Annotated in this window: 16 protein-coding genes; 6 read left to right on the top strand and 10 right to left on the bottom strand. The window is 49.3% G+C overall.

Going from position 1 to position 19933, the window contains the following annotated elements:
* Window positions 1-169 precede the first annotated feature (169 nt).
* The 3 genes from D328_RS0110235 to D328_RS0110245 all read right to left on the bottom strand — a co-directional run bounded on the left by D328_RS0110235 (window position 170) and on the right by D328_RS0110245 (window position 5259).
* The gene (locus D328_RS0110235; RefSeq protein ID WP_018884906.1) at window positions 170-1990 is read right to left on the bottom strand and encodes an ABC transporter substrate-binding protein; all 1821 of its coding nucleotides are present in this window, start codon (window positions 1988-1990) and stop codon (window positions 170-172) included.
* Between the two features lie 288 nt (window positions 1991-2278).
* Window positions 2279-3790, bottom strand: coding sequence for an ABC transporter permease (locus D328_RS0110240; RefSeq protein ID WP_033412788.1), 1512 nt, complete (start codon window positions 3788-3790; stop codon window positions 2279-2281).
* A 26-nt stretch (window positions 3791-3816) separates the two neighbouring features.
* Window positions 3817-5259 carry an ABC transporter permease gene (locus tag D328_RS0110245; protein ID WP_018884908.1) on the bottom strand — a complete coding sequence of 481 codons (1443 nt, stop codon included), beginning with the start codon at window positions 5257-5259 and terminating at the stop codon, window positions 3817-3819.
* A 165-nt stretch (window positions 5260-5424) separates the two neighbouring features.
* Between D328_RS0110245 and D328_RS31815 the strand changes: the two genes are divergently transcribed.
* From D328_RS31815 to D328_RS0110260, 3 genes are all read left to right on the top strand, one after another.
* Window positions 5425-7155, top strand: coding sequence for an ABC transporter ATP-binding protein (locus tag D328_RS31815; RefSeq protein WP_018884909.1), 1731 nt, complete (start codon window positions 5425-5427; stop codon window positions 7153-7155).
* Between the two features lie 339 nt (window positions 7156-7494).
* Complete coding sequence (locus D328_RS0110255; RefSeq protein WP_018884910.1) at window positions 7495-7818, top strand: DUF3817 domain-containing protein; 324 nt, start codon at window positions 7495-7497, stop codon at window positions 7816-7818.
* A gap of 270 nt (window positions 7819-8088) precedes the next feature.
* Window positions 8089-8538 (top strand): AraC family transcriptional regulator, encoded by a 450-nt coding sequence (locus D328_RS0110260; protein WP_018884911.1) that lies wholly within the window; start codon window positions 8089-8091, stop codon window positions 8536-8538.
* Window positions 8539-8814: 276 nt separating this feature from the next.
* Here the strand turns inward: D328_RS0110260 and D328_RS0110265 are convergent, their stop codons facing one another.
* The 5 genes from D328_RS0110265 to D328_RS0110285 all read right to left on the bottom strand — a co-directional run bounded on the left by D328_RS0110265 (window position 8815) and on the right by D328_RS0110285 (window position 14612).
* Window positions 8815-9234 (bottom strand): hypothetical protein, encoded by a 420-nt coding sequence (locus tag D328_RS0110265; protein WP_018884912.1) that lies wholly within the window; start codon window positions 9232-9234, stop codon window positions 8815-8817.
* 263 nt (window positions 9235-9497) lie between these two features.
* Window positions 9498-10799: a helix-turn-helix domain-containing protein gene (locus D328_RS0110270; protein WP_018884913.1), complete on the bottom strand. Its 1302-nt coding sequence runs from the start codon at window positions 10797-10799 to the stop codon at window positions 9498-9500.
* A gap of 243 nt (window positions 10800-11042) precedes the next feature.
* Complete coding sequence (thrC, locus tag D328_RS0110275) at window positions 11043-12443, bottom strand: threonine synthase (protein ID WP_018884914.1); 1401 nt, start codon at window positions 12441-12443, stop codon at window positions 11043-11045.
* 321 nt (window positions 12444-12764) lie between these two features.
* Window positions 12765-13535 (bottom strand): type I 3-dehydroquinate dehydratase, encoded by a 771-nt coding sequence (gene aroD, locus D328_RS0110280; protein ID WP_018884915.1) that lies wholly within the window; start codon window positions 13533-13535, stop codon window positions 12765-12767.
* 42 nt (window positions 13536-13577) lie between these two features.
* A complete protein-coding gene (locus tag D328_RS0110285; protein ID WP_018884916.1) occupies window positions 13578-14612 on the bottom strand; it encodes a helix-turn-helix transcriptional regulator in 1035 nt (344 codons plus the stop codon).
* Window positions 14613-14707: 95 nt separating this feature from the next.
* Here D328_RS0110285 and D328_RS0110290 point away from each other — a divergent pair, with 95 nt between their 5' ends.
* On the top strand, window positions 14708-15619 hold the full coding sequence (locus tag D328_RS0110290) for an SDR family oxidoreductase (protein ID WP_018884917.1): 912 nt from the start codon (window positions 14708-14710) through the stop codon (window positions 15617-15619).
* 287 nt (window positions 15620-15906) lie between these two features.
* On the opposite strand, the gene D328_RS0110295 is transcribed toward D328_RS0110290, so the two are convergent.
* Entirely contained in the window at window positions 15907-16767 is an 861-nt protein-coding gene (locus tag D328_RS0110295; protein WP_154659026.1) for an AraC family transcriptional regulator, read from the bottom strand.
* 168 nt (window positions 16768-16935) lie between these two features.
* Between D328_RS0110295 and D328_RS0110300 the strand changes: the two genes are divergently transcribed.
* The gene (locus D328_RS0110300; protein ID WP_018884919.1) at window positions 16936-17994 is read left to right on the top strand and encodes a Gfo/Idh/MocA family protein; all 1059 of its coding nucleotides are present in this window, start codon (window positions 16936-16938) and stop codon (window positions 17992-17994) included.
* The gene (locus D328_RS0110305) at window positions 17991-18860 is read left to right on the top strand and encodes a sugar phosphate isomerase/epimerase family protein (protein ID WP_018884920.1); all 870 of its coding nucleotides are present in this window, start codon (window positions 17991-17993) and stop codon (window positions 18858-18860) included. The genes D328_RS0110300 and D328_RS0110305 overlap by 4 nt, the downstream gene beginning before the upstream one ends.
* Window positions 18861-18877: 17 nt before the next feature.
* Here the strand turns inward: D328_RS0110305 and D328_RS0110310 are convergent, their stop codons facing one another.
* Window positions 18878-19747 carry a sugar phosphate isomerase/epimerase family protein gene (locus D328_RS0110310; RefSeq protein ID WP_018884921.1) on the bottom strand — a complete coding sequence of 290 codons (870 nt, stop codon included), beginning with the start codon at window positions 19745-19747 and terminating at the stop codon, window positions 18878-18880.
* Between the last annotated feature and the right edge of the window lie 186 nt (window positions 19748-19933).

Here is a 19933-nt window from a genome sequence, read left to right on the forward strand (position 1 = left end):
TCCCCGCAAGGAATTCGAAAGGGCTGATTATGTTATTTCAATATGAACGAATGAGTCCGTACCGATATCATTTATCAGTCTAGTTATTCAACTTGGAGCTCATCTGGTAGGTGTCATCTGCAAATTCGGCGAATGTACCTCACCTTATTTTGCCTTTCAGATTGTTTGTTTACTTCGAGCTATTGTAGCTTGCCAGCAGCTCTTTGACCTTGGCTGGATCTGCCTTCAGCTCATTGCCTGTCTCTACAAGTGGGCTCAGTGTGGATACAGCCTTCAGCTTGTTGCCTTCGTAGAATTGCTGAATCTCATCCTGATTGATGGAGTACAGCACAGCTTTTCTCAGATCCTCACTGTCCGATACAGCTCTGCCTTTAGTGTTGAATAGCAGATAAGCTACAGCGTTGCTCGGGATGGTGTTCAGCACCAGCTTGCTGTCTCCTTTAACGACATTGTACTTCGTCTCAGGAACATTATAGTAGTAGTAGATTTCACCGCTGCGGAGAGCTGACAGAGCACTGTCTGCATCGGCAATGAAGCGCAGCGAGATGGAAGAAATCTTAGGCTCATTCTCAGTTCCCTTCATGTAGCCAGGGTTCTTCTGGAACACAGCTTCGTAATCGTTCTTGAAGGTCAAGATGTACGGCCCGCTTGCATACAGTGTGTTATTGTATTTGTCACCTTCGGTCACGGTGTTCTGATCTCCATAAGGGATATCCTTATTGACATCGAAGGAAGCCACGTCATACGTGTTGATGCTCTCTACCTGCTTCTTGGATACAATACCAGCAGATTGGTGACCGAGATAGTTCAGCACCTGTGGAAATGGCTCTGTAGTAGTCAGCTTCACGACCTGGTATTTACCCTCAGCATTGTTGGCTTGCTTTTTATCCGCTACGAGCTGTGTAATACGACTATCCAAGCCCTTCTCCAGAGCTTCACGCACGCTGCCGCCATCATTGCTCTTCACAGCATCCAGCGCTGCTACATCGGTTACTACCTCTACATCCTTAATGTGCTCATGCAGTGAGAACGTACGGTGATCCGGTACAGAATCCTTGTTCTTCGCTCTGTTCAGAGAGAATACTACATCATCTGCACCGACACGCTCGCCGGTATCTACAGCTTTCTTATCTGTCACTTTGGCAAAGTTAATATCATCGCGCAAAATGAAGTAATATTCGGAGTTCCCATCAGCAATCGTAAAATTACGGGACAACGAACCATCGGAAGTAATCTTGTCGTCATCTGTCAGGTTGATCAGACGAACGTACATGTTCGTGTTAATCGTATTAATGGAGCCATCATTCCCTTTGATCGGGTCCAAAGAAGTCAATGTGGACGCGGTCTGGGTAATAACGAGCGGGTCCTTGGTATTCTTGCTGCTATCGGCAAAGGTGATATGCTCCCAAGCCAGTGCACGGGATTTAGACAAATGCACCGATTCCGGCTGCAGGATATCCTTGTTGATCGCTTGGCTCTTCAACGAAATGTACAATGGAGCTATGTAAGCCTTGTCGAACACCAGGCGCTGCTCAAGCTTCTTATAAGTCTCTGTATATTGCTCTGGTGTCTGCGTGGAAGCTTCATCAACCAATGCATCAACGTCCGAATCTGCCAAAATGCTGTAATCGCCGCCTGTCTTGAACAGGGAACGAACCGCATAATCCGGGTTACCCGTTACCGTCGTCCAGCTGGACAGCGCAATATCATAGTTACCAGCGTCCTTCTGGGCTGTGAAGCCGCCGTAGTCTGGCTGCAGATTCAGCTTCACATTGAAGCCGTTCTTGGTCAACTGATCACGGATAATATTTACATCAGATTCACTGGCCGTCTGTGCCAGCAATTCAATCTCTACACCATTTGTATTAGTAGCAGTCTCTTCCGCCTGGGACTCGGTGTTACCTGCAACCTCTGATTTGGTAGCTACGCTGCAACCGCTAAGTACTATAGCGAATACGAGTAGTAGCGATATTACATGTCTCAACTTCATGGTTGAACTCCCCCTATGTGTGTGTTCCTGTTTTTTATATTACCATTATCCCTATCATTTTGCTAGGTATAATTTCATTGACAAGCGGCAGTACTTTATGCAGCCCTCTTGAAGGCCGAATATTGCACGCTACCGCTAACTGAACTCCCTCTTGTACTACCCTTTTCCAAACAGGCGTTTACTTCAACATGGCTTGATCCAATCACCTTCACATACGATACCTAAGCGGTCAGAACAACCCACCGATGGCTGTGATGCACGGTTTGCTCGAATTTCACATTCAACTGTCTACGAGGACTGCTCCATACGTGGGTCAAGCGCATCACGCAGACCATCCCCGAGGAAGTTGAATGACAGTACAAGCGCAATAATCGCAAGCCCTGGATAGATCGCCAGGTAGGAATGACTCTCCAGATACGTACTACCCAGCTTCAGAATGTTCCCCCATTCGGGAATATGCGGTTCTACGCCAAGACCCAGGTAGCTCAGACTGCTCGTGGCAATGACAGCACTACCGATGGTCAACGTTGATTTGACGATCATTGGAGCCATGGAATTCGGAACGATATGCTTGAAAATAATCTTCAAATGTCCTGAGCCAAAAGCCCGGGCAGCATCGACGAACTCAAATGTAGATACCTGGAGCACATTAGCTCTCATAGTCCGAGCATAAGTAGGGATGGCTCCCACACTCAAGGCCACAATCAGGTTCACCGTATTCGCACCGAAGGCTGCGATAATAGCAATTGCCAGCAGAATGCCCGGCACCGCATACAGAATATCCAATGCACGCATGATGATATGGTCTGTGTAGCGTCCAAAATAGCCAGAAACGGCACCAAGTATACCACCGAGCAACAGCGGTATGAGTGTCGAGATCACACCGACGATCAGTGAGATGCGCGCACCGAAGATAATACGAGAGAACAGACAGCGCCCGAAATTATCGGTACCCAGTGGATAAGCCAGGGACGGCTGCTGCAGGATCGCACTGTAATTATTTTCGATCGCCATGCCGTAATCAAAGGTGAAGAAGCTGCCTATCGAGATGTTGAACAGAAAAATAACGAAAAATGCGCCAAGCATCGAAGTGGTATTTCCCGTTAGATGCTCACTGATCCGCTCCCAGCTCCCTACTGTATGACTGGCCTGTCTACGAATTCTGGAGATTAACGACAGCCCCAGTACAAGAGCAAAGAGGTTGCCTGTTACAGCTGTTGCCATCAAGGGAATCGCCAGCCACAGCATCCAGCCCGGGATATGATCCCTCTTAACTGCGAGGGCAATCAGTAGCACTGCTACAAGATAGAACACTGCCACGATGATCAGAGCCAGCATGCCTGTTATGAAGGTATCCGCTACGTAGGGCTTGAACACATTCAGCCCGGATACGGCAATGACAGCCAGCTGCGTGAGCAGCATGTAGATCCCTATCGTGTACTCTGGCACTCGTTCCTTCTTAATCAATTGACAGGCGGCGAGAAAGATAAATATATTGCCTGTAAGCAAGCTCAGCAATTGCACGTACCCCAGCAAGCGTAGTCTTGAAGAGATACGCCCCTCACGAAGCAGGCTTCTGCGGAGCAGAAGCGTAAGACCTGCCTGTAGGAGCGTGAACACACCATATACGATGCCAGCAATGAGAACAAAGGGACGCAGCTGTCCATCTGCAAAATCATAACTGCCTAACAACCAGATCACGGTCACAACGAGCGAGCATATCCCTGCCAGACTGGCTTGCTGATACTCTGATGAGGATTGGAGTGCGATGGCTGCTCTGTGCTTGGAAATGTGGAGCATATCAGCCAATGAAGTCACCTGCTTTATCAATATTGTTTCATCCGGGAACGAATTCGCGGATCGAAGAAGGCATAAGAAATGTCAATGATTGCATTAATAATGGAAATCGTAATGGCTATATATACGACACCGCCCATAATACCCGGAATATCGGGTATGAACTGCTTATCCACAATATAGCTGCCCAAGCCGCTAATGTTGAATACCTTCTCCGTCACGGCCGCCCCGCCCATCATGGCTCCGAATTGCAGGCCGATCACCGTGATGATTGGGATAATCGCGTTGCGAACTCCATGACGCCAGATGACCTGTCGTTCCGTAAGTCCTTTGGCTTTGGCTGTCAGCATGTAGTCCTCGTGAATGACCTCCAGCGTCGACGATCGGGTCATCCTTGCTACGGCTGCTGTCAGCCCTGTACCCAGCACGGCTATCGGCATAATCATGGATAGCCAGTTCTGCGGATTATAGGTCGGCGGCAGCCACTGGAGCTTAATGGAGAAGTTCAGAATGAAGATCAACCCCTGCCAGAAGTTAGGAATCGACAGACCAATCAATGCTATCAGCATAAAGGAATAATCCAGCAGCGTATTCGGTCTCGTCGCCGACAAAATCCCGATCGGCAAGGCGATTACAACGGCCAGCACTAACGATAGCACTGACAATACGAGCGTCACCGGGAATTTGCGAGCAATTGCTGAGGCAATCTCTTCATTACCGGCGAAGGATTTACCAAGGTCAAACATGGCAATACCACGCAGATAGTTCCATAGCTGTACCCAATAAGGCTGATCAAGTCCATACACCGCATTAAAATTAGCGATCTGCTCTGGCGTCGCCGTCACACCCAAAATATTCGCCGCCGGGTTGAACGGGGATAGGTACAGGATCGTAAATACGAGCACAGATACACCGAAGATAACGAATAATGTCATGAATAGCCGCTCTAGCATGTATTTCAGATAAGGATTGCTATACATAAAAAGAAGGCCATACATCAGCAGGCCTGGCAGGAAAGACAAAATACAGAACAATGGACGTGTCAGCAGCGACTGAAACGTAGCCGCATAAGTCGGCTTCTCCTCGCCCTGCTCCTCCATCCTTCGGGTAGCCTGCTCCCGGACCAATGCCTCGATTCGTTCATCAGCCAGCTGTGCTGCCTCCTTGGCGAGCACCTCCTCATCTATAGTCCGCTGAAAGAACTGCTCCTTCAATTGCAGCTGCTCCTTGAATTCAGCAAGCAGCCGATCACGGGTACCTGCCTCCAGTAGCTCACGCCTTATCTCCTGCTCAACTGCAAAGAAGGGATGATTCCTTTTTCGTCCCAGATGCACGATGCCAGCATACAGATGAACCGGAGCACCAAGTAAGAATACGGCTCCTTTATACAACGGGCTATGCAGCATTTTTCCAAAAGCTTCACTTATATTACGACCTAGTAAACTGTGTTGGACAGCTCCCGATAATTCCATAGAACGACAAATCCTCTCCAAAATTGCTTGAAAGTCCAATCATAGCAGAACTCAAATTGACAATTCCGAGTATATTAGTATACTTAATTATTAGTCCATATTGTGGTGAAGTCAAGCATAAAATTTCCCAAGTTCATATAATTCGACATGGTGCAGGTGAGTGAGATGACCCCGTTATTAGAAGTGAACAATTTAAGTATATCTTTCCAGACAAGAGGCGATGAATTCGAGGCTGTGCGTAACGTCAGCTTCACGTTGAACAAAGGAGAAACGCTCGGCATCGTCGGCGAATCCGGTAGTGGAAAAAGTGTAACTGCACGCTCGATCATGCGTCTGCTTCCTTCACCTCCCTCCTACCTGAAGAACGGAGAAATTCTTTTTAACAGTCAAAATCTGGCGGAGCTGACCCAGCCAGAAATGGAGCGAATCCGTGGCAAGGAGATCGGTATGATCTTCCAGGACCCGATGACCTCGCTGAACCCGACGATGAGAATCGGGCAGCAAATTATGGAGAGCCTCCAAAAGCATCAAAAGCTATCCCATCAGGAGGCACGGGCACAAGCTCTGCAAATGCTGCAATCTGTAGGCATACGCGATAGTGAAGTACGATTCAATCAATATCCACATGAATTCTCCGGCGGGATGCGACAGCGAGTGATGATTGCGATCGCGCTGGCCTGTCGTCCTTCCCTGCTCATTGCTGATGAGCCGACGACCGCACTCGATGTGACAATTCAGGCGCAGATTCTGAATCTGATGAAGCATATGCAGCAGCAGTTCGGTACAGCCATCATTCTGATTACCCATGATCTGGGTGTCGTCGCAGGCGTGTGCGACCGCGTTGCTGTTATGAAACAAGGGGAGATTGTCGAGACAGGCACGACAACTGAGATCTTCGCGAATCCGCGTCACCCTTATACACAGAAGCTGCTGAACGCGTTGCCCCGGCTGGACGAGCCCAAGAAGCCCAAGCCTGCATCCACAGTGATTTCCCGGGATGAGCGTCCACTGCTGGAGGTGAAGTCCCTCAAGCAGCATTTCAATCTGGGCAAAGGCAAGGTGCTCCGCGCGGTTGATGACATCAGTTTTCATATTCAGCGCGGTGAGACACTTGGGGTCGTAGGAGAATCCGGCAGTGGCAAGTCTACGACGGGACGTTCGATCCTGCGCCTGCATGAGCCGACAGGCGGAGATATCCTGTACCAGGGGATGGCGATTAATCGCTTCTCACGAAAGGATATGAAGGCGATGCGCCGGCATATGCAGATGATCTTCCAGGACCCCTATGCTTCGCTGAATCCACGATTGAATGTGCTGGATATTATCGGAGAATCAATGGATGTGCAGGGTCTGTCCGGCAGCAAGCAGGAACGGCGCAAGCGGGTAGAGGAGCTATTGGATATGGTCGGCCTTGAGCCCCGGCATGCCCTGCGTTATCCACATGAATTCTCGGGCGGTCAACGCCAGCGGATCGGAATTGCAAGAGCGTTGGCAGTAGAGCCGCAGTTCATTGTCTGCGATGAGCCGCTATCCGCACTTGACGTCTCCATTCAGTCTCAGATCGTCAAGCTGATGGAGGAGCTGCAGCAGCGCCTCGGCCTGACCTATCTGTTCATTGCTCATGATTTGTCCATGGTCAAGCACATCAGCGATCGGGTCGCTGTCATGTACATGGGCAAAATTGTAGAGCTGGCAGAGAGTGAAGAGCTGTACACCAATCCACAGCATGAGTATACGAAGTCATTACTGGCCGCTGTACCGATTCCTGATCCTGTCAGAGAAGCTGCCAAGAAGCGTCTGGCACCAGAAGAAGCACGCACGCCTGACAACTACCAACTGGATCGTTCAGAGCTGGTGGAGGTATCCAAGGGCCACTGGGTAGCTATTCCGCAATAAAAGTACAGTTTACTGATGACTTTCATGAGCGCTACAGGGATAACGAACCACGATAACGAACCCTATGAAAGGCTGTGAAAAAGTATAGCATGACGGTAATATCTTCAATTCCTTGCAAACAAATTTAATGATATGTATAAATAATTATATGAATTTAAAATATTCAAATTTTCGTAACTTTCCAGTGATCTCAAGGCACTTTCTATAGGATATATTATAAAAAAATAACATTCTCGTCGTATATGATCCCACCAAATCATGTACGGTCATTTTACATATCCTCTCTCAAGTGCATTGCATTTCAGGAAGGGTGTAAGATGCTGAAAGGGGCTGCCTGAATTGACTGGTCGTGCACTACCGATTCTTCGTGTTGTAGGTATTTTTGAAGCTATATCCTATCTGCTGCTTGTATTTATTGCTATGCCGCTCAAATATGGATTGGATCTGCCGCAAATGGTCAGCTGGACGGGGATGATCCACGGTATTCTATTCGTGATGTACCTTGCAGCCATCTTGTTCGCACTGGTCGTACGCAAAATTACACTGTGGCAATCCTTTCTGGGTGTGCTCGCATCCCTGCTGCCCTTTGGTCCATTTGTATACGATCGCAAGCTTCACCGGGATCACAATCAGGCAAGCACCAAGCAGGCCGAAGCCCATTAATATTACGCTGAAGCAGTAAACCCAGAGCAATGAACTTTAGAGCAATAGAAATGAACTTTAGAACAATAGCAATAGCGGAATTAAGTAAAAGAGCACCTCGATGGACGAATGAATTCATTCGCGCATTGAGGTGCTCTTTTCATTTAGAGTGTTGAGTACATAAAGGAAATTATAGACTGATTAATTATAGTTAATAATTTCTTTTTAAAACTGGCTTGATAATTATTTTATATCATATTACCTTATCCTGGAAAGGAGGGGGATTATACAATGAAAATTACCATTGAGGAATTAACTGAATCAAGAATTGCCTATTTCCGAAGCGTTGGAACGTATGGTGGAGAGCAAAACAAAGAATTAATGGAATCTTTCAAGCATTGGGCACAGTTGAATGGTGTATTGAACCAAGCTGCGATTCTAGGCATACCACAGGATAACCCTAAGGTTACTCCTAAAGAGGAATGTCGGTATGATGTTTGTGTGGTTGTAGATAAAGACTTTAATGTGGAACAACCGGCACAGGCTGGTAATCTTCCTGGAGGAAAATACGCTGTGTTCTTGCTTGACCATTCTAAGGAAGCCATCAGTCAATTTTGGGACAGCATTTTTTATGAAATCAAGGAAAATAATCTATCCATCAGAGAACAGCCCATTATTGAAAGATATACTCTACAAAGGATTGATAATCACCTGTGCGAGATTTTAGTTCCTATTCAATAAAACTGACTTGAATATCATCTTTTTTATTGAAGGAAGAATGTACAAGGCCATTGGATTTCTATAAAAAAGGTAGCGCGAACAGGTTAGAGGCCGAGGTTGTTGCTCACCTGTTCGCTATTTTGTACAACGGTATTTATAGTTTTGCTACTCGTTCGAGACTTTGCTTTGCCAGCCCCATTAAAGCACCCTAAATAACTCGACTATCCCTTGTTACATGCATCGCATTCATAGGTTATACGCATTGCATTCATACTCCAGGACTTGGCTGCAGACCGATCAGCCTGCAATCAGACCCATATAAAGGAATTCGGAAGGCTTGGCAGGATTGGACGCAAGCCCTACAGTATCGCCTGCCCGAGGAATCTGGAGCTTGGATACCAAGGTCTCCATCGTCTTGTTATAGCAACTGCCGCCTGTCTCCGTCACACTGAGCTCCAGAATGACCACCGGATCAAAGTTAATCAGCTTACCAGTATCTGTAACACGTAACACCTTCGCAGTAGCGGCTAGCGGCAGGCCACCATGAGCAGCAAGCTGAGCATCCTTGGCTGAATTAAGGCCTTGATTGATCGCATCCCGATGCTCCTTCGATACGAAGCCCTTCATCATTAGCCCTGTTAATCCTGTATTCATGACACGGTCGGCATGCTGCAGAGCATCTTCATTCTTTTTCTTTTTCCCGAACCATCCTAGCATGGCTGCACCTCTTTTCATTAGTTATAGCGTTTAGCTATGTTTCTGGCTTAATTCAAGTATAAACACCCGCGCAGCCTCACCACAATACATCTCGGGACATCCAATAAAACAGCAAAAATCCCTGCTTCACAGGGATCTTCGAGTTCGATATTTGGAAAAATAACGATATAAGCGCAATAAAAGTGTCACTTCCGGGATCTATACACCCCTATTAGGAGTAGAGTTTTGTGACTTCGTACAATTGATTCGTGCGATTGGTAAGTCTAGTCCATGCTTCCAGGCGCGCTGTGTCTTCTAAGCAAATACACCAGCTTGCGATAGTAGGTAGCGGCTTCCTTATATTTTCGCCCCTCCTCAGATATGGTCGCAAGCGCTTCATAGAGCTGCTCCAGTCGAAGCTCCTGCTGCGTCTCTTCATAGTATTCCAGACACGCAAGGGCCTGTTCCATGAACTGTTCATTGGCTCCGTGAGATAGAGCTAATTGACTCTGATAAAACAGCAGCGTCATGTGCTGATCTCGGCTCAACGGCAGCTGTCCCAGCTCCTCCACCTCGGCAGACAATGTAGGCCAATGCTTGCGGGCTAATGCCAGCTCACAACGGTAGATCGTAAGCGTGGGTCTAAGAAGCTGCCTCGTCTCCTCTGGCTCCTTCTCCACCATTGACTGCAGCCGAGTAATATCCTCTAGCGCCTTGTCATATTTTCCTGCCATAGTCTCCATAATAATGCGGTTGTTCATGATCGAGAGCATCACTTCACCAGCATTAGGAGCATAGACCAGATGAGCCTCTGCCATACTCAAGGCAGACAAAGCTTCCTTCAGCCAGCCTACAGCATAGCAATATCCACTATAGGCTACATACAGACCTGACAGTCTGTGGAATAAGCGGTCATCGTATACCCGTCGCAGCGTTTCATCGAACACACGCTTGGCCTGCTCAAATTGCTTGAGGGATACATATGCTTCCATTTTCATATTTTGTGTAGTCAGCCATATCTCTGTCCCTGGCTCCACCTTGCTCAATAGCTTCTCTACATGGTGCAATACATCATGATAATAACCTTTCGAACGATAATGCTGTATTTTATAGAACAATAATGCTTTCTGGAGCGGTCCTGGCACGCTTACTTCATCCGGGCGACCATACTTATCAAGGTAAAAGTTCAGATACGAGCTATGTATATATTCATAGGCTGCCAGATCATTTAATTGCTGATAGTAGACAGCCTTCATAAGGGCCGTGGTCAGCTCGATCGTCAGGGCAGGGGCTCGATCCGGCAGCTCGTGCACGTAGCTCTCTGGCACGAAGGAGGCTGTCTGGGATAGCTGTTGGAAGATGTCTTCCGCCTGGACCAGGACGGATTCGTCGGCTCGTGCTGCCTCTGTCAGATGATCCATTGGCACATTCAGCCTTGGAGCCAGCTGCTCCGCCAAATCCTCTGGTAGTGGATAGCGATCCGCCAAAATATTAGCAAAATGCGCCTGTGTAACCAGCCCGTCCACCAGTTCCTTGCGGGTAATCCCTCTTCGTTTGCATAAGTATTCTACTCGTTCCTTCAGCATGTGTGTCTGTCTCCTCCTCCTGACAAGCCTAATCAAGCGCTTCGCTGCTTGGGTGTTCTTGCTTCGCCATTGACATCTCACTGTGGTATTCTCCGCTTTATTATAAATCGCTCAGGCTCACTTTTCATGTCACATCCTAAAAAAAGCTGCCCCCAGCAGCCAGCATTGGCCGTGAGAACAGCTTCTTCATGAACTCGATGGATAGGTCTCATATCTCCCACCCAGCGGGTCGGAGTAACAGCATTAGCCCTTCAGCGTGTAGAAGGCTTCTAGCTGATTCACAATCTCAGCCTTGTCGTTATCTACTACAACCTGATATTGAGGCAGGGAGGACAAGCGAGCAATCGGCTCTGGGAATTGCTGCTCAATTCCCGTTAGTTCGATGGCTTCGTTGAACTTGGCAGGATGAGCCGTAGCAAAGGTGATCGTGACCTCGCCTGGCTCCTGATTCGCCTCATACGCAGCAATACCACAGGCCGTATGTGGGTCCAACAGGTAGTCATACTCGGATTGGTACGACTTGATGATCTCCAGGCATTGCTCATTGCTGGTACCATAAGCTGCAAAATCAGCCTGGACCTTCGCAAGATCCTCAGGACGGATGACGATAGCCCCCTGCTCCTTCAGTTGTGCCATATAGTGAGATACCTGTGCAGCATCCTCATCCAGCAAATAATACAGATAGCGCTCAAAGTTGCTGGCCACCTGAATATCCATAGAAGGACTATATGTGCTCTTGAAGCCACCCGGACGATATTCGCCAGTCTTCACGAAGCGCTCCAGAATGTTATTCTCATTCGTGGCAATGATCAGCTTGTTCACCGGCAGACCCATCTTCTTGGCCAGGAAGCCAGAGAAGATATTGCCAAAGTTGCCAGAAGGCACACTGATGTTCACCTTAGAAGACGGACCGCTCTGCTCAATGTGCAGATAAGCGTAGAAATAATACACCGTCTGTGCCAGAATGCGTACAAAATTAATGGAATTAATAGCCCGCAGATGGTACTGACTCTTGAAATCAAGGTCAGCGAACAGCTCCTTGATTACGCCCTGGCAGTCGTCAAAGTTGCCCTTAACCGACAGATTCAATACATTCTCGTCCTGTACTGTCGTCATCTGCAGCTCCTGCACCTTACTTACCTTCTGATGCGGATGCAGGATACAGATCTTGATGCCTTCTTTACCACGTACACCCTGAATGGCTGCAGCTCCGGTATCCCCGGAGGTTGCACCCAGAATGTGAATGATCTGCCCCTGCTTCTTGGACACGTAGGAGTAGAACTCACCCATGAACTGTAGTGCTACATCCTTGAATGCGAAGGTAGGGCCGTGGAACAGCTCCAGAATATACAAAGAGTCGTGCACCTTATGCACCGGAGTCACCTCTGGTGTACGGAAGCTGGAATAGCTGCGACGCACCAGCTCTCTGAGGTCCTCACGCGGAATCTCATCATTGATGTACAAAGCGAAAATTTCCAGGAATAGCTCCTCATAGCTCAGCGTCTTCCATTGTTCCAACGTGGCGGCGCTTACCGTCGGAATCTGTGCTGGTAGCATAAGGCCGCCATCATCCGCCAAGCCCATCAGTACTGTCTCAATAAAGCCTTTACCTGTTACCTGTCCTCTTGTGCTTATATATTCCATGAACAATGCATCCCCCATTGCTGATTAGATCTCTGCTGGTATGACCAGTGAAGTCAACGTTACTCTACATACTTTCTGATATTATAGAATAAGAAAGTCCACAGCACAAGAACTATATTCCTCCATGGAGAGACAAATTCACATGGTATGCTCGGATGCTCTCTTCAAATTTTACCAATGAACACGGGGGGGGAAAGCCGGAAGCAGTATCACCGCCTTAGCACTTTCCGAGTCCCAGACTTTGCAAAAAATCTCTGAACCGCAGCCTGCGACTCTGAGATTCATCTTGTTCAGGAGACCATGCCTATCATTACTTCATTGCTATTTCACCAGCTGCTGATGGAACATGGTCAGCATCGTACGCAGCTCTGAGATAGCCACCTGTCCTGGAGCAGAGGCTTGCTTGGCTGCGCCAAAGGTGACCGCCGAGCCAAATAGCTCACCAGATAACCGGCTGATCACCCCGTTTGCCGCCATCGACATCGTAATGATCGGACGATCCGCGTACTGCTCCTTCATCGTGTTGGTAGCATCCAGCAGAGTAATCACATCCGCTGTGGAGGTTGGCATGACGGCGATCTTGGGCAGATCAGCACCAAGCTCCTGCATTTTCCGCAGGCGCCCTACCAGTTCATCCTTGGCTGGGGTCTTGTTAAAATCATGATTGGACATGATCACATGCACCTGATGTGCATGCGCCGTATCTACCAACAGTTGGACATCCTGCTCCGCACGGAACAGCTCGACATCGATCAGATCCGCTTGACCGGATTGTGCAATCGCCTGATTCAGCTCTACATAATAGGAAGAGCTTACCTCCTTCTCCCCACCCTCCTTCGCGCTGCGAAAGGTGAACACGAGTGGGGTGTCTGGCAACAGGGCTCGAATAATCGCCAAGGCTTCTCTGACACGATCTATGTCCTCTACCTGCTCATAGAAATCCACCCGCCACTCGACAAGGTCGGGACTCAGAAGCCGCAGCTCCGCTGCTTCCTCCTTCAGTCGCTCCAGATTAGCGCCTACCATGGAGACACAGATTTTCGGGATGCCCGTGCCAATGGTTATGCCCTTGATGGTTAGTGTGTTTGCCAAAATGACCTACTCCTTCTTCCTGATGTGGATATGGATATGGTATTACGTACTCTCAGTTGCCTGCTGCTCCTGACTAATAATTTTGGAAGAGCCATACAGCTTCAGAATTGCCTGGGCGCGCTCAGCAATGGTATCTATTAAATGCTCTGGCTGTAGCAGCTTCATCCGATCACCAAAGCCCATGACGTATTCCACAATCTCCTCTTCATCATTGAAATGAAGACTCACACGAGTCCAGGAATTCTCGTCTGCTAACTCCTCCCCACCACGCTCTTCATGAAGATGTATATGCTTGACGAATTTCCCTGTAAAGGTAAGACGCCCCAGAATAGAACGATGTGCCAGCACGTCGGCCTCATAGACAGGAATGCCCTGTACGAACTCATTCTTGCTCTGGTGCCAGTATGCACGCAAGGAAAATTCTGCTGGACGAACGATGGCATCAGAGGTGATCTGAACAGACAACATTCGCGATAATCTATAGCTGCGCAGTTGATCTGTCCCGGAGCTTGCTACCAAATACCATGTATTCCCCTTGGCGACCAGCCCGAGTGGAGCCACGCTACGCTGGATACGACTGCCGTCGGCTTTCTCGTATTCTATTTGTAGCTGAAGCTCCTGCCATACTGCCTCATACACAAGTGCGAACCGCTCAGCCTGCTCCTTACTCTCCACAGCAGGTGCCCAGGTGCCTGTGTCGATATAGATTTTGTCCAGAAACTGCTCGGCCTCACGCTTCATCGGTGAAGGAAGGGCATGCAGCAGCTTGGCACGGACTTCATCCTCCCGAGCAGGTAATCCTAGTTGTCTCATAATTGTATCGGAAGGAACGATGAACAAGGACTTGATCTCATGCAGCCTCATCATTCCTAATCGACTGCGGAAATCCTCCATCAGCCGCCAGCCTCCATCCGGCCCGCGCTCCGAATAGACGGGTAGACCCGCCACGCTTAACGCCTCCAGATCACGTATGACTGTACGACTGGATACCTCCAGACGCTCTGCCAGTTCACGGGTCGTCAGCTTGCCGTGAGTCTGTAGCAGTAGAAGCAACGCAAGCAGCCGATCGGCTCTCATAAGCTCCCTCCTTGGTGATTCGTATTATATATGACAATAGATGACATCATTATAGTGTAAAGTGAACGGTAAGACAACGAAAGGAGCTGGAACACATGCAACCATTACAAGGAAAAGTAGCTTTAGTAGCCGGAGGTACTCGTGGTGCCGGAAGAGGCATAGCCGTCGAGCTAGGTGCAGCCGGAGCCACGGTATACGTCACTGGCCGCACGACGCGTACGCAGATTTCAGAATACAATCGGCCCGAGACCATCGAGGACACGGCAGAGCTGGTGAATGAGGCTGGAGGGATTGGCATCCCCGTGCAGGTCGATCATCTACAATCAGAGCAGGTGAAGGCTCTGATCACCCGCATTGAGCAGGAGCAAGGCCGACTGGATATCCTTGTGAACGATATTTGGGGTGGTGAGCTGCTCACAGACTGGAACGTCCCGGTCTGGGAGCATTCGCTGGACAACGGGCTGCGTCTGCTTCGTCTTGCACTTGATACCCATTTGATTACAAGCCACTATGCCTTGCCATTGTTAATCCGCCAAGCAGGAGGTCTGGTCGTGGAAATGACGGACGGTACCGCCGAATACAACCAATCACACTATCGTCTGTCGCTCTTCTACGATCTGGCCAAGACGGCTGTAAGCCGGATGGCATGGGGGCTAAGTCATGATCTGAAGCCGCATGCTTGCACAGCTGTCTCACTGACACCAGGCTGGATGCGATCCGAGATGATGCTGGAGCATTTTGGCGTCACCGAGTCGAACTGGGAGGATGCGACGGAGCAGGAGCCTCATTTTGCCATATCTGAGACGCCGTTCTATGTAGGTCGCGCCGTAGCAGCCCTTGCCTCGGATGACAACAAGGCTCGCTGGAATGGGCATTCGCTGTCCAGCGGCCAGTTAGCCCAAGTATACGGATTCACTGATAGGGACGGGTCCAGACCCGATTGCTTCCGTTATCTGGTGGAGGTGCAGGAGGCAGGAAAGCCAGCTCAGACCGAAGGCTACCGCTAGGCAGGCATTGGCGAACAGTACCTTGATCGAATCTGATTTCAGGTGTGAATGATTTGGAGAGATCCTAATTAGCGGACAGCGGGGGAGCCTAGAGAAACGACAGTTGCCGACCTTAAGCTTGCTGTTCATCCTCTTTTTCAATTTCGTTCCAAAGAACAGCAAGCTTAACAGTGACCCACAGTGCTCCCCGCTTGCAGCAACTCTACACTCACATTGTATCTGTTCAAACTGGTCAAGGTACTAAGAGGTCTGGGAATATGATGTTTCGTGTACTGTCTAATGTAAAGCTAACGCTCCGTCCTAAGCTCAGAGGGGGATAGCGATTTGTATTTCTTGAAGGTCCGACTGAAGTAGGACACGTCCTTGAAGCCAATAGCCCAGGCAATCTCGGAGACCGTCATACTGGAATGACGTAGAAGCTGCTCGGATCTATTGATGCGAAGCTGATTGATGTACTCCGAGATCGTCCTGCCCGTCAGACTGCTGAACAGGCGACTGAAATGATAACGGCTCAGCCCGATCAGGTCAGCAAGCTCGCTGGCCGTAAGCTCCTGATCCAGATGCCCGTCAATATAGTCGAATACCGGAGCGAAGCGCTGCAGATTCCTCGTTCGAGTCTCATGCTGCGGGAGTTGACTACACTCGGTGACATAGCTACGAACCAACAAGGTCAGCAGGCGATACAGGGACGACTTGATCGACAGCTCATAGCCCGGCTCCTGCTCTCTGAACTCCCCTATCATGGCATCCATGCATCGGTTCAGATTGGCATCACGCTCAATCCGGTTCTGGAACAGAATCTGGTTCCGGGCGATCGGGGCTATGTATTTGGTCTCAATGGCATCTGGCGACAGGCTATGCAGCAGCGCAATATCCACAATGAGCACATGGTATGCCAGCTCGTTGGATTGGCAGACACCCATATGCAGATCATTGCTATTTAGCACGACAAGATCCCCGCTTTTTACACGCAGAGGCACCCCATTACATTCAATAACCGCTTCCCCTGATACAAAATATTGCAGCTCCAGATGGGCATGCCAGTGATGCTGGAATATGACCTGCCCTTTGGTATCGTAACGCAGTGAATTAAGCTTGGCTGGAAAATGGGGATCTGGCATATCCATTTCTTCTCGTAACGCTGTCATTCTGCTCACGTCCATCCCTCCTGAAGCGCACAATTATTCAAATAAACAGCACACGGCTACATAGCCTAGAGACTGCTCTCCCGCTACAATGAAGTCAATCCTCATGGAGTTGTACATCGTTCATGTCTACATTTGAAGCAACAAGCATACCGAAAGGAGCTGGTTCCATTGAAAAAAGTACATATCGGTGTCATTGGAGCAGGAAGTATATCCGACTTCCATCTTCGACCCTACCGTAATCATCCGGACGTCGTCATCCAGGCCATTTGCGATAACAACAAAGCACGAGCGGAGCAAGTAGCCACGGCGAACGGCGCTACGAAGGCTTATTCTGACTACCGGGAGTTGCTGGCTGACAGCGCCATTGATGCCGTCAGTATATGCACCTGGAACAGTACCCACGCCGAGATTAGTATCGCCGCACTAGAGGCGGGCAAGCATGTACTCATCGAGAAGCCGCTATGCCGCACCGTTGATGAGGCTATTCGTATACAGGAGGCAGTTCGCAGCTCCGGCAACATTTTGCAGGTTGGCTTCGTCCGACGCTATGATCCCAATGTTCAAATGCTCCGCTCGTTCGTCGAGGCTGGAGAATTCGGAGAACTGTACTATGCCAAGGCATCAACCATTCGCAGATTGGGAAATCCCGGCGGTTGGTTCAGTGATGTAGATCGCTCGGGCGGAGGCCCCCTGATTGATATTGGCGTGCACGTCATTGATCTATGCTGGTATATGATGGGCCGCCCCAGAGCCGTATCCGTCAGCGGCAACACCTATTACCGCCTAGGCAATCGCGCACATATCGCGAACCTCTCCCGTTACCAGGCTGCAGACTATGACGCTAGTAAGAACAACGTTGAGGACATGGCCAATGCCTTAATCCGATTCGAGAACGGCGCGTCTCTATTCGTCGATGTTAGCTTCTCACTCCATGCACAGCGTAACGAAAGCTCAGTCAAGCTATATGGAGATCAAGGGGGGCTGGAGATTGATCCTCAGCTGGTGATGGTCTCCGAGAAAAATAACACCATTCTAAATATTCATCCACAGACAGATAGTACCACTTTCCAGGTGGACACCGCATTTGCGAATGAAATTGCGCACTTCATCGAATGCATCCAATCAGGCAAGGAGCCACTTAGTCCTGTCGAGGATGGTGTGGAGATTACGAAAATTCTTAATGCCGTCTACACATCTGCCCAGCTTGGAAAGGAGGTACATCTGTGAAGCTTGGATTAAGCAGCTATAGCCTGTATAACGCACTGCACAAGGGTGATATGGACATCGTCGGCTTCATTGATTACGCAGCTGAGCTCGGAAGTGAGCATATCGAAATTGTGCCCCTCGGCTTCGATCTGACAGAGCAACCCGAACTAATTGATCGGATTCGCTCTCAAGCGCTTGCCGCCGGGCTGGAGATATCGAACTATGCGATCGGAGCCAATTTCCTGACAGACCATGATGACGCTTACGAGGCGGAAATTGAGCGTGTCAAGAGCCAAGTGAATATCGCCGCTCGTCTAGGTGTCAAGCTTATGAGACATGATGTGGCCTCCAGTAAGGATGTCTCTATTGGACATTTTAACAGGCAGCTCGACCGTCTGGCCCACGCTTGCCGTACGGTAGCACGCTATGCTGCTGCCTTCGGAATCACTACAAGTGTAGAGAATCACGGATACTTCATTCAGCATAGTGATCGTGTCCAGGCGCTGGTCGAAGCGGTGGAGGAACCCAATTACAAGACAACACTGGATATTGGCAATTTCATGTGTGCCGACGAGAACCCGGTGGTTGCTGTCCGCAATAATCTTCCCTATGCATCCATGATTCACATCAAGGATTTCTATCTTCGTCCTGCTCATGCAGATTCACCAGATGGCCCTGGAGAAGGCTGGTTCCGAACCACTGGCGGCAATTATCTGAGAGGGGCTATTGCCGGACATGGAGATCTGGATCTGCGAGAGGTGCTGCGCTCTATTAAGCAATCAGGCTATGACGGCTATCTGTCCCTCGAATTCGAAGGGATGGAGGATTGTCGCACAGGCTCCAGGATCGGCATGGCCAACGTTCGCCGGATCTGGAATGAGCTATAGGCAAGGGACGCGTGTAGTCAGGCGTCGCGATAGCGGCGAACGAAACGGATGGCAGCCTCAAGCTCGATATGCGGCTGCTGTCCTGCTTCCCGCTCAATCGTCAAATATCCGGCATATCCAATCGCCTGCAAGGCTGCAAAATAGGCTGCAAAATCAACCGTCCCCTCCCCCAGCGGAACCTCCCGGAAGCCAGCTCCTGTCTCAGCCATTGTCGCGATCTGATCATGACTTAACTCCCCATATACCTCATAAGGATCAACTTCCCTTAATCGAATACCGTCCTTCACATGTGTATGAACAATATAATCTCTCAAGCTATATACGCCTTGGACGGGATCATCGCCCGTCACCATCACCATATTGGCCGGATCAAAATTCACCGCAATACCAGGTGTGTTCAATGAATCCAGGAACTGCTTCAATCGGTCGGCAGGCTCGGGTCCTGTCTCAATCGCAAAATATCCCCCAAGAGCCGAAGCTGCGCGTCCCAGCTCATTGCATGCCTCCTGAAGCACTTTATATTCATCATGATTCGTGTCTCTGGGAATAATGCCAATATGGGTCGTCACGATCCGGCAATCCAGGTCAAGCGCCAGCTCCATGACCCGCTTGGATTGCTCAATTCGGTGCGGATTGTCCGCAGCATGTCGGAAGCCCCAGCCCCCATAATCGGCGCATAGTGCAGAGATATCCAGGCCAAGCCCTGCAGCATATTGGCGCAGTTCCTTGCGCCGGTCCGTTGTCATCTGTACGGGGTCCATTTCCCCTTGGGTTGCCCAGATCTGAACTCCCTCCACTCCTAGCTTCCGGGCTTCAAGCAAATCCTGATACACCCCTAGACCGAAGCTGTCCGAGATGACTCCTATTTTGTTAGCAAATGCTGCCATTGTCCTCACGCTCCCTGTTCAGAATATGATTAGCCATATAGCCTTCATGTCAACAAGTGAATGTGAATCGCGATGGAACTATATTCTATTTTAACTTTTCGTTGTTCATTTTCCTACTCATGTCCGGCACAAAGCTCGCTTGCATCTGCAAAACGATGAGATCATTACATGTGATGTGATTACATG

Origin of the sequence: Paenibacillus massiliensis 2301065 = DSM 16942 (assembly GCF_000377505.1) — a bacterium.
Classification (GTDB): Bacteria; Bacillota; Bacilli; order Paenibacillales; family Paenibacillaceae; genus Paenibacillus; species Paenibacillus massiliensis.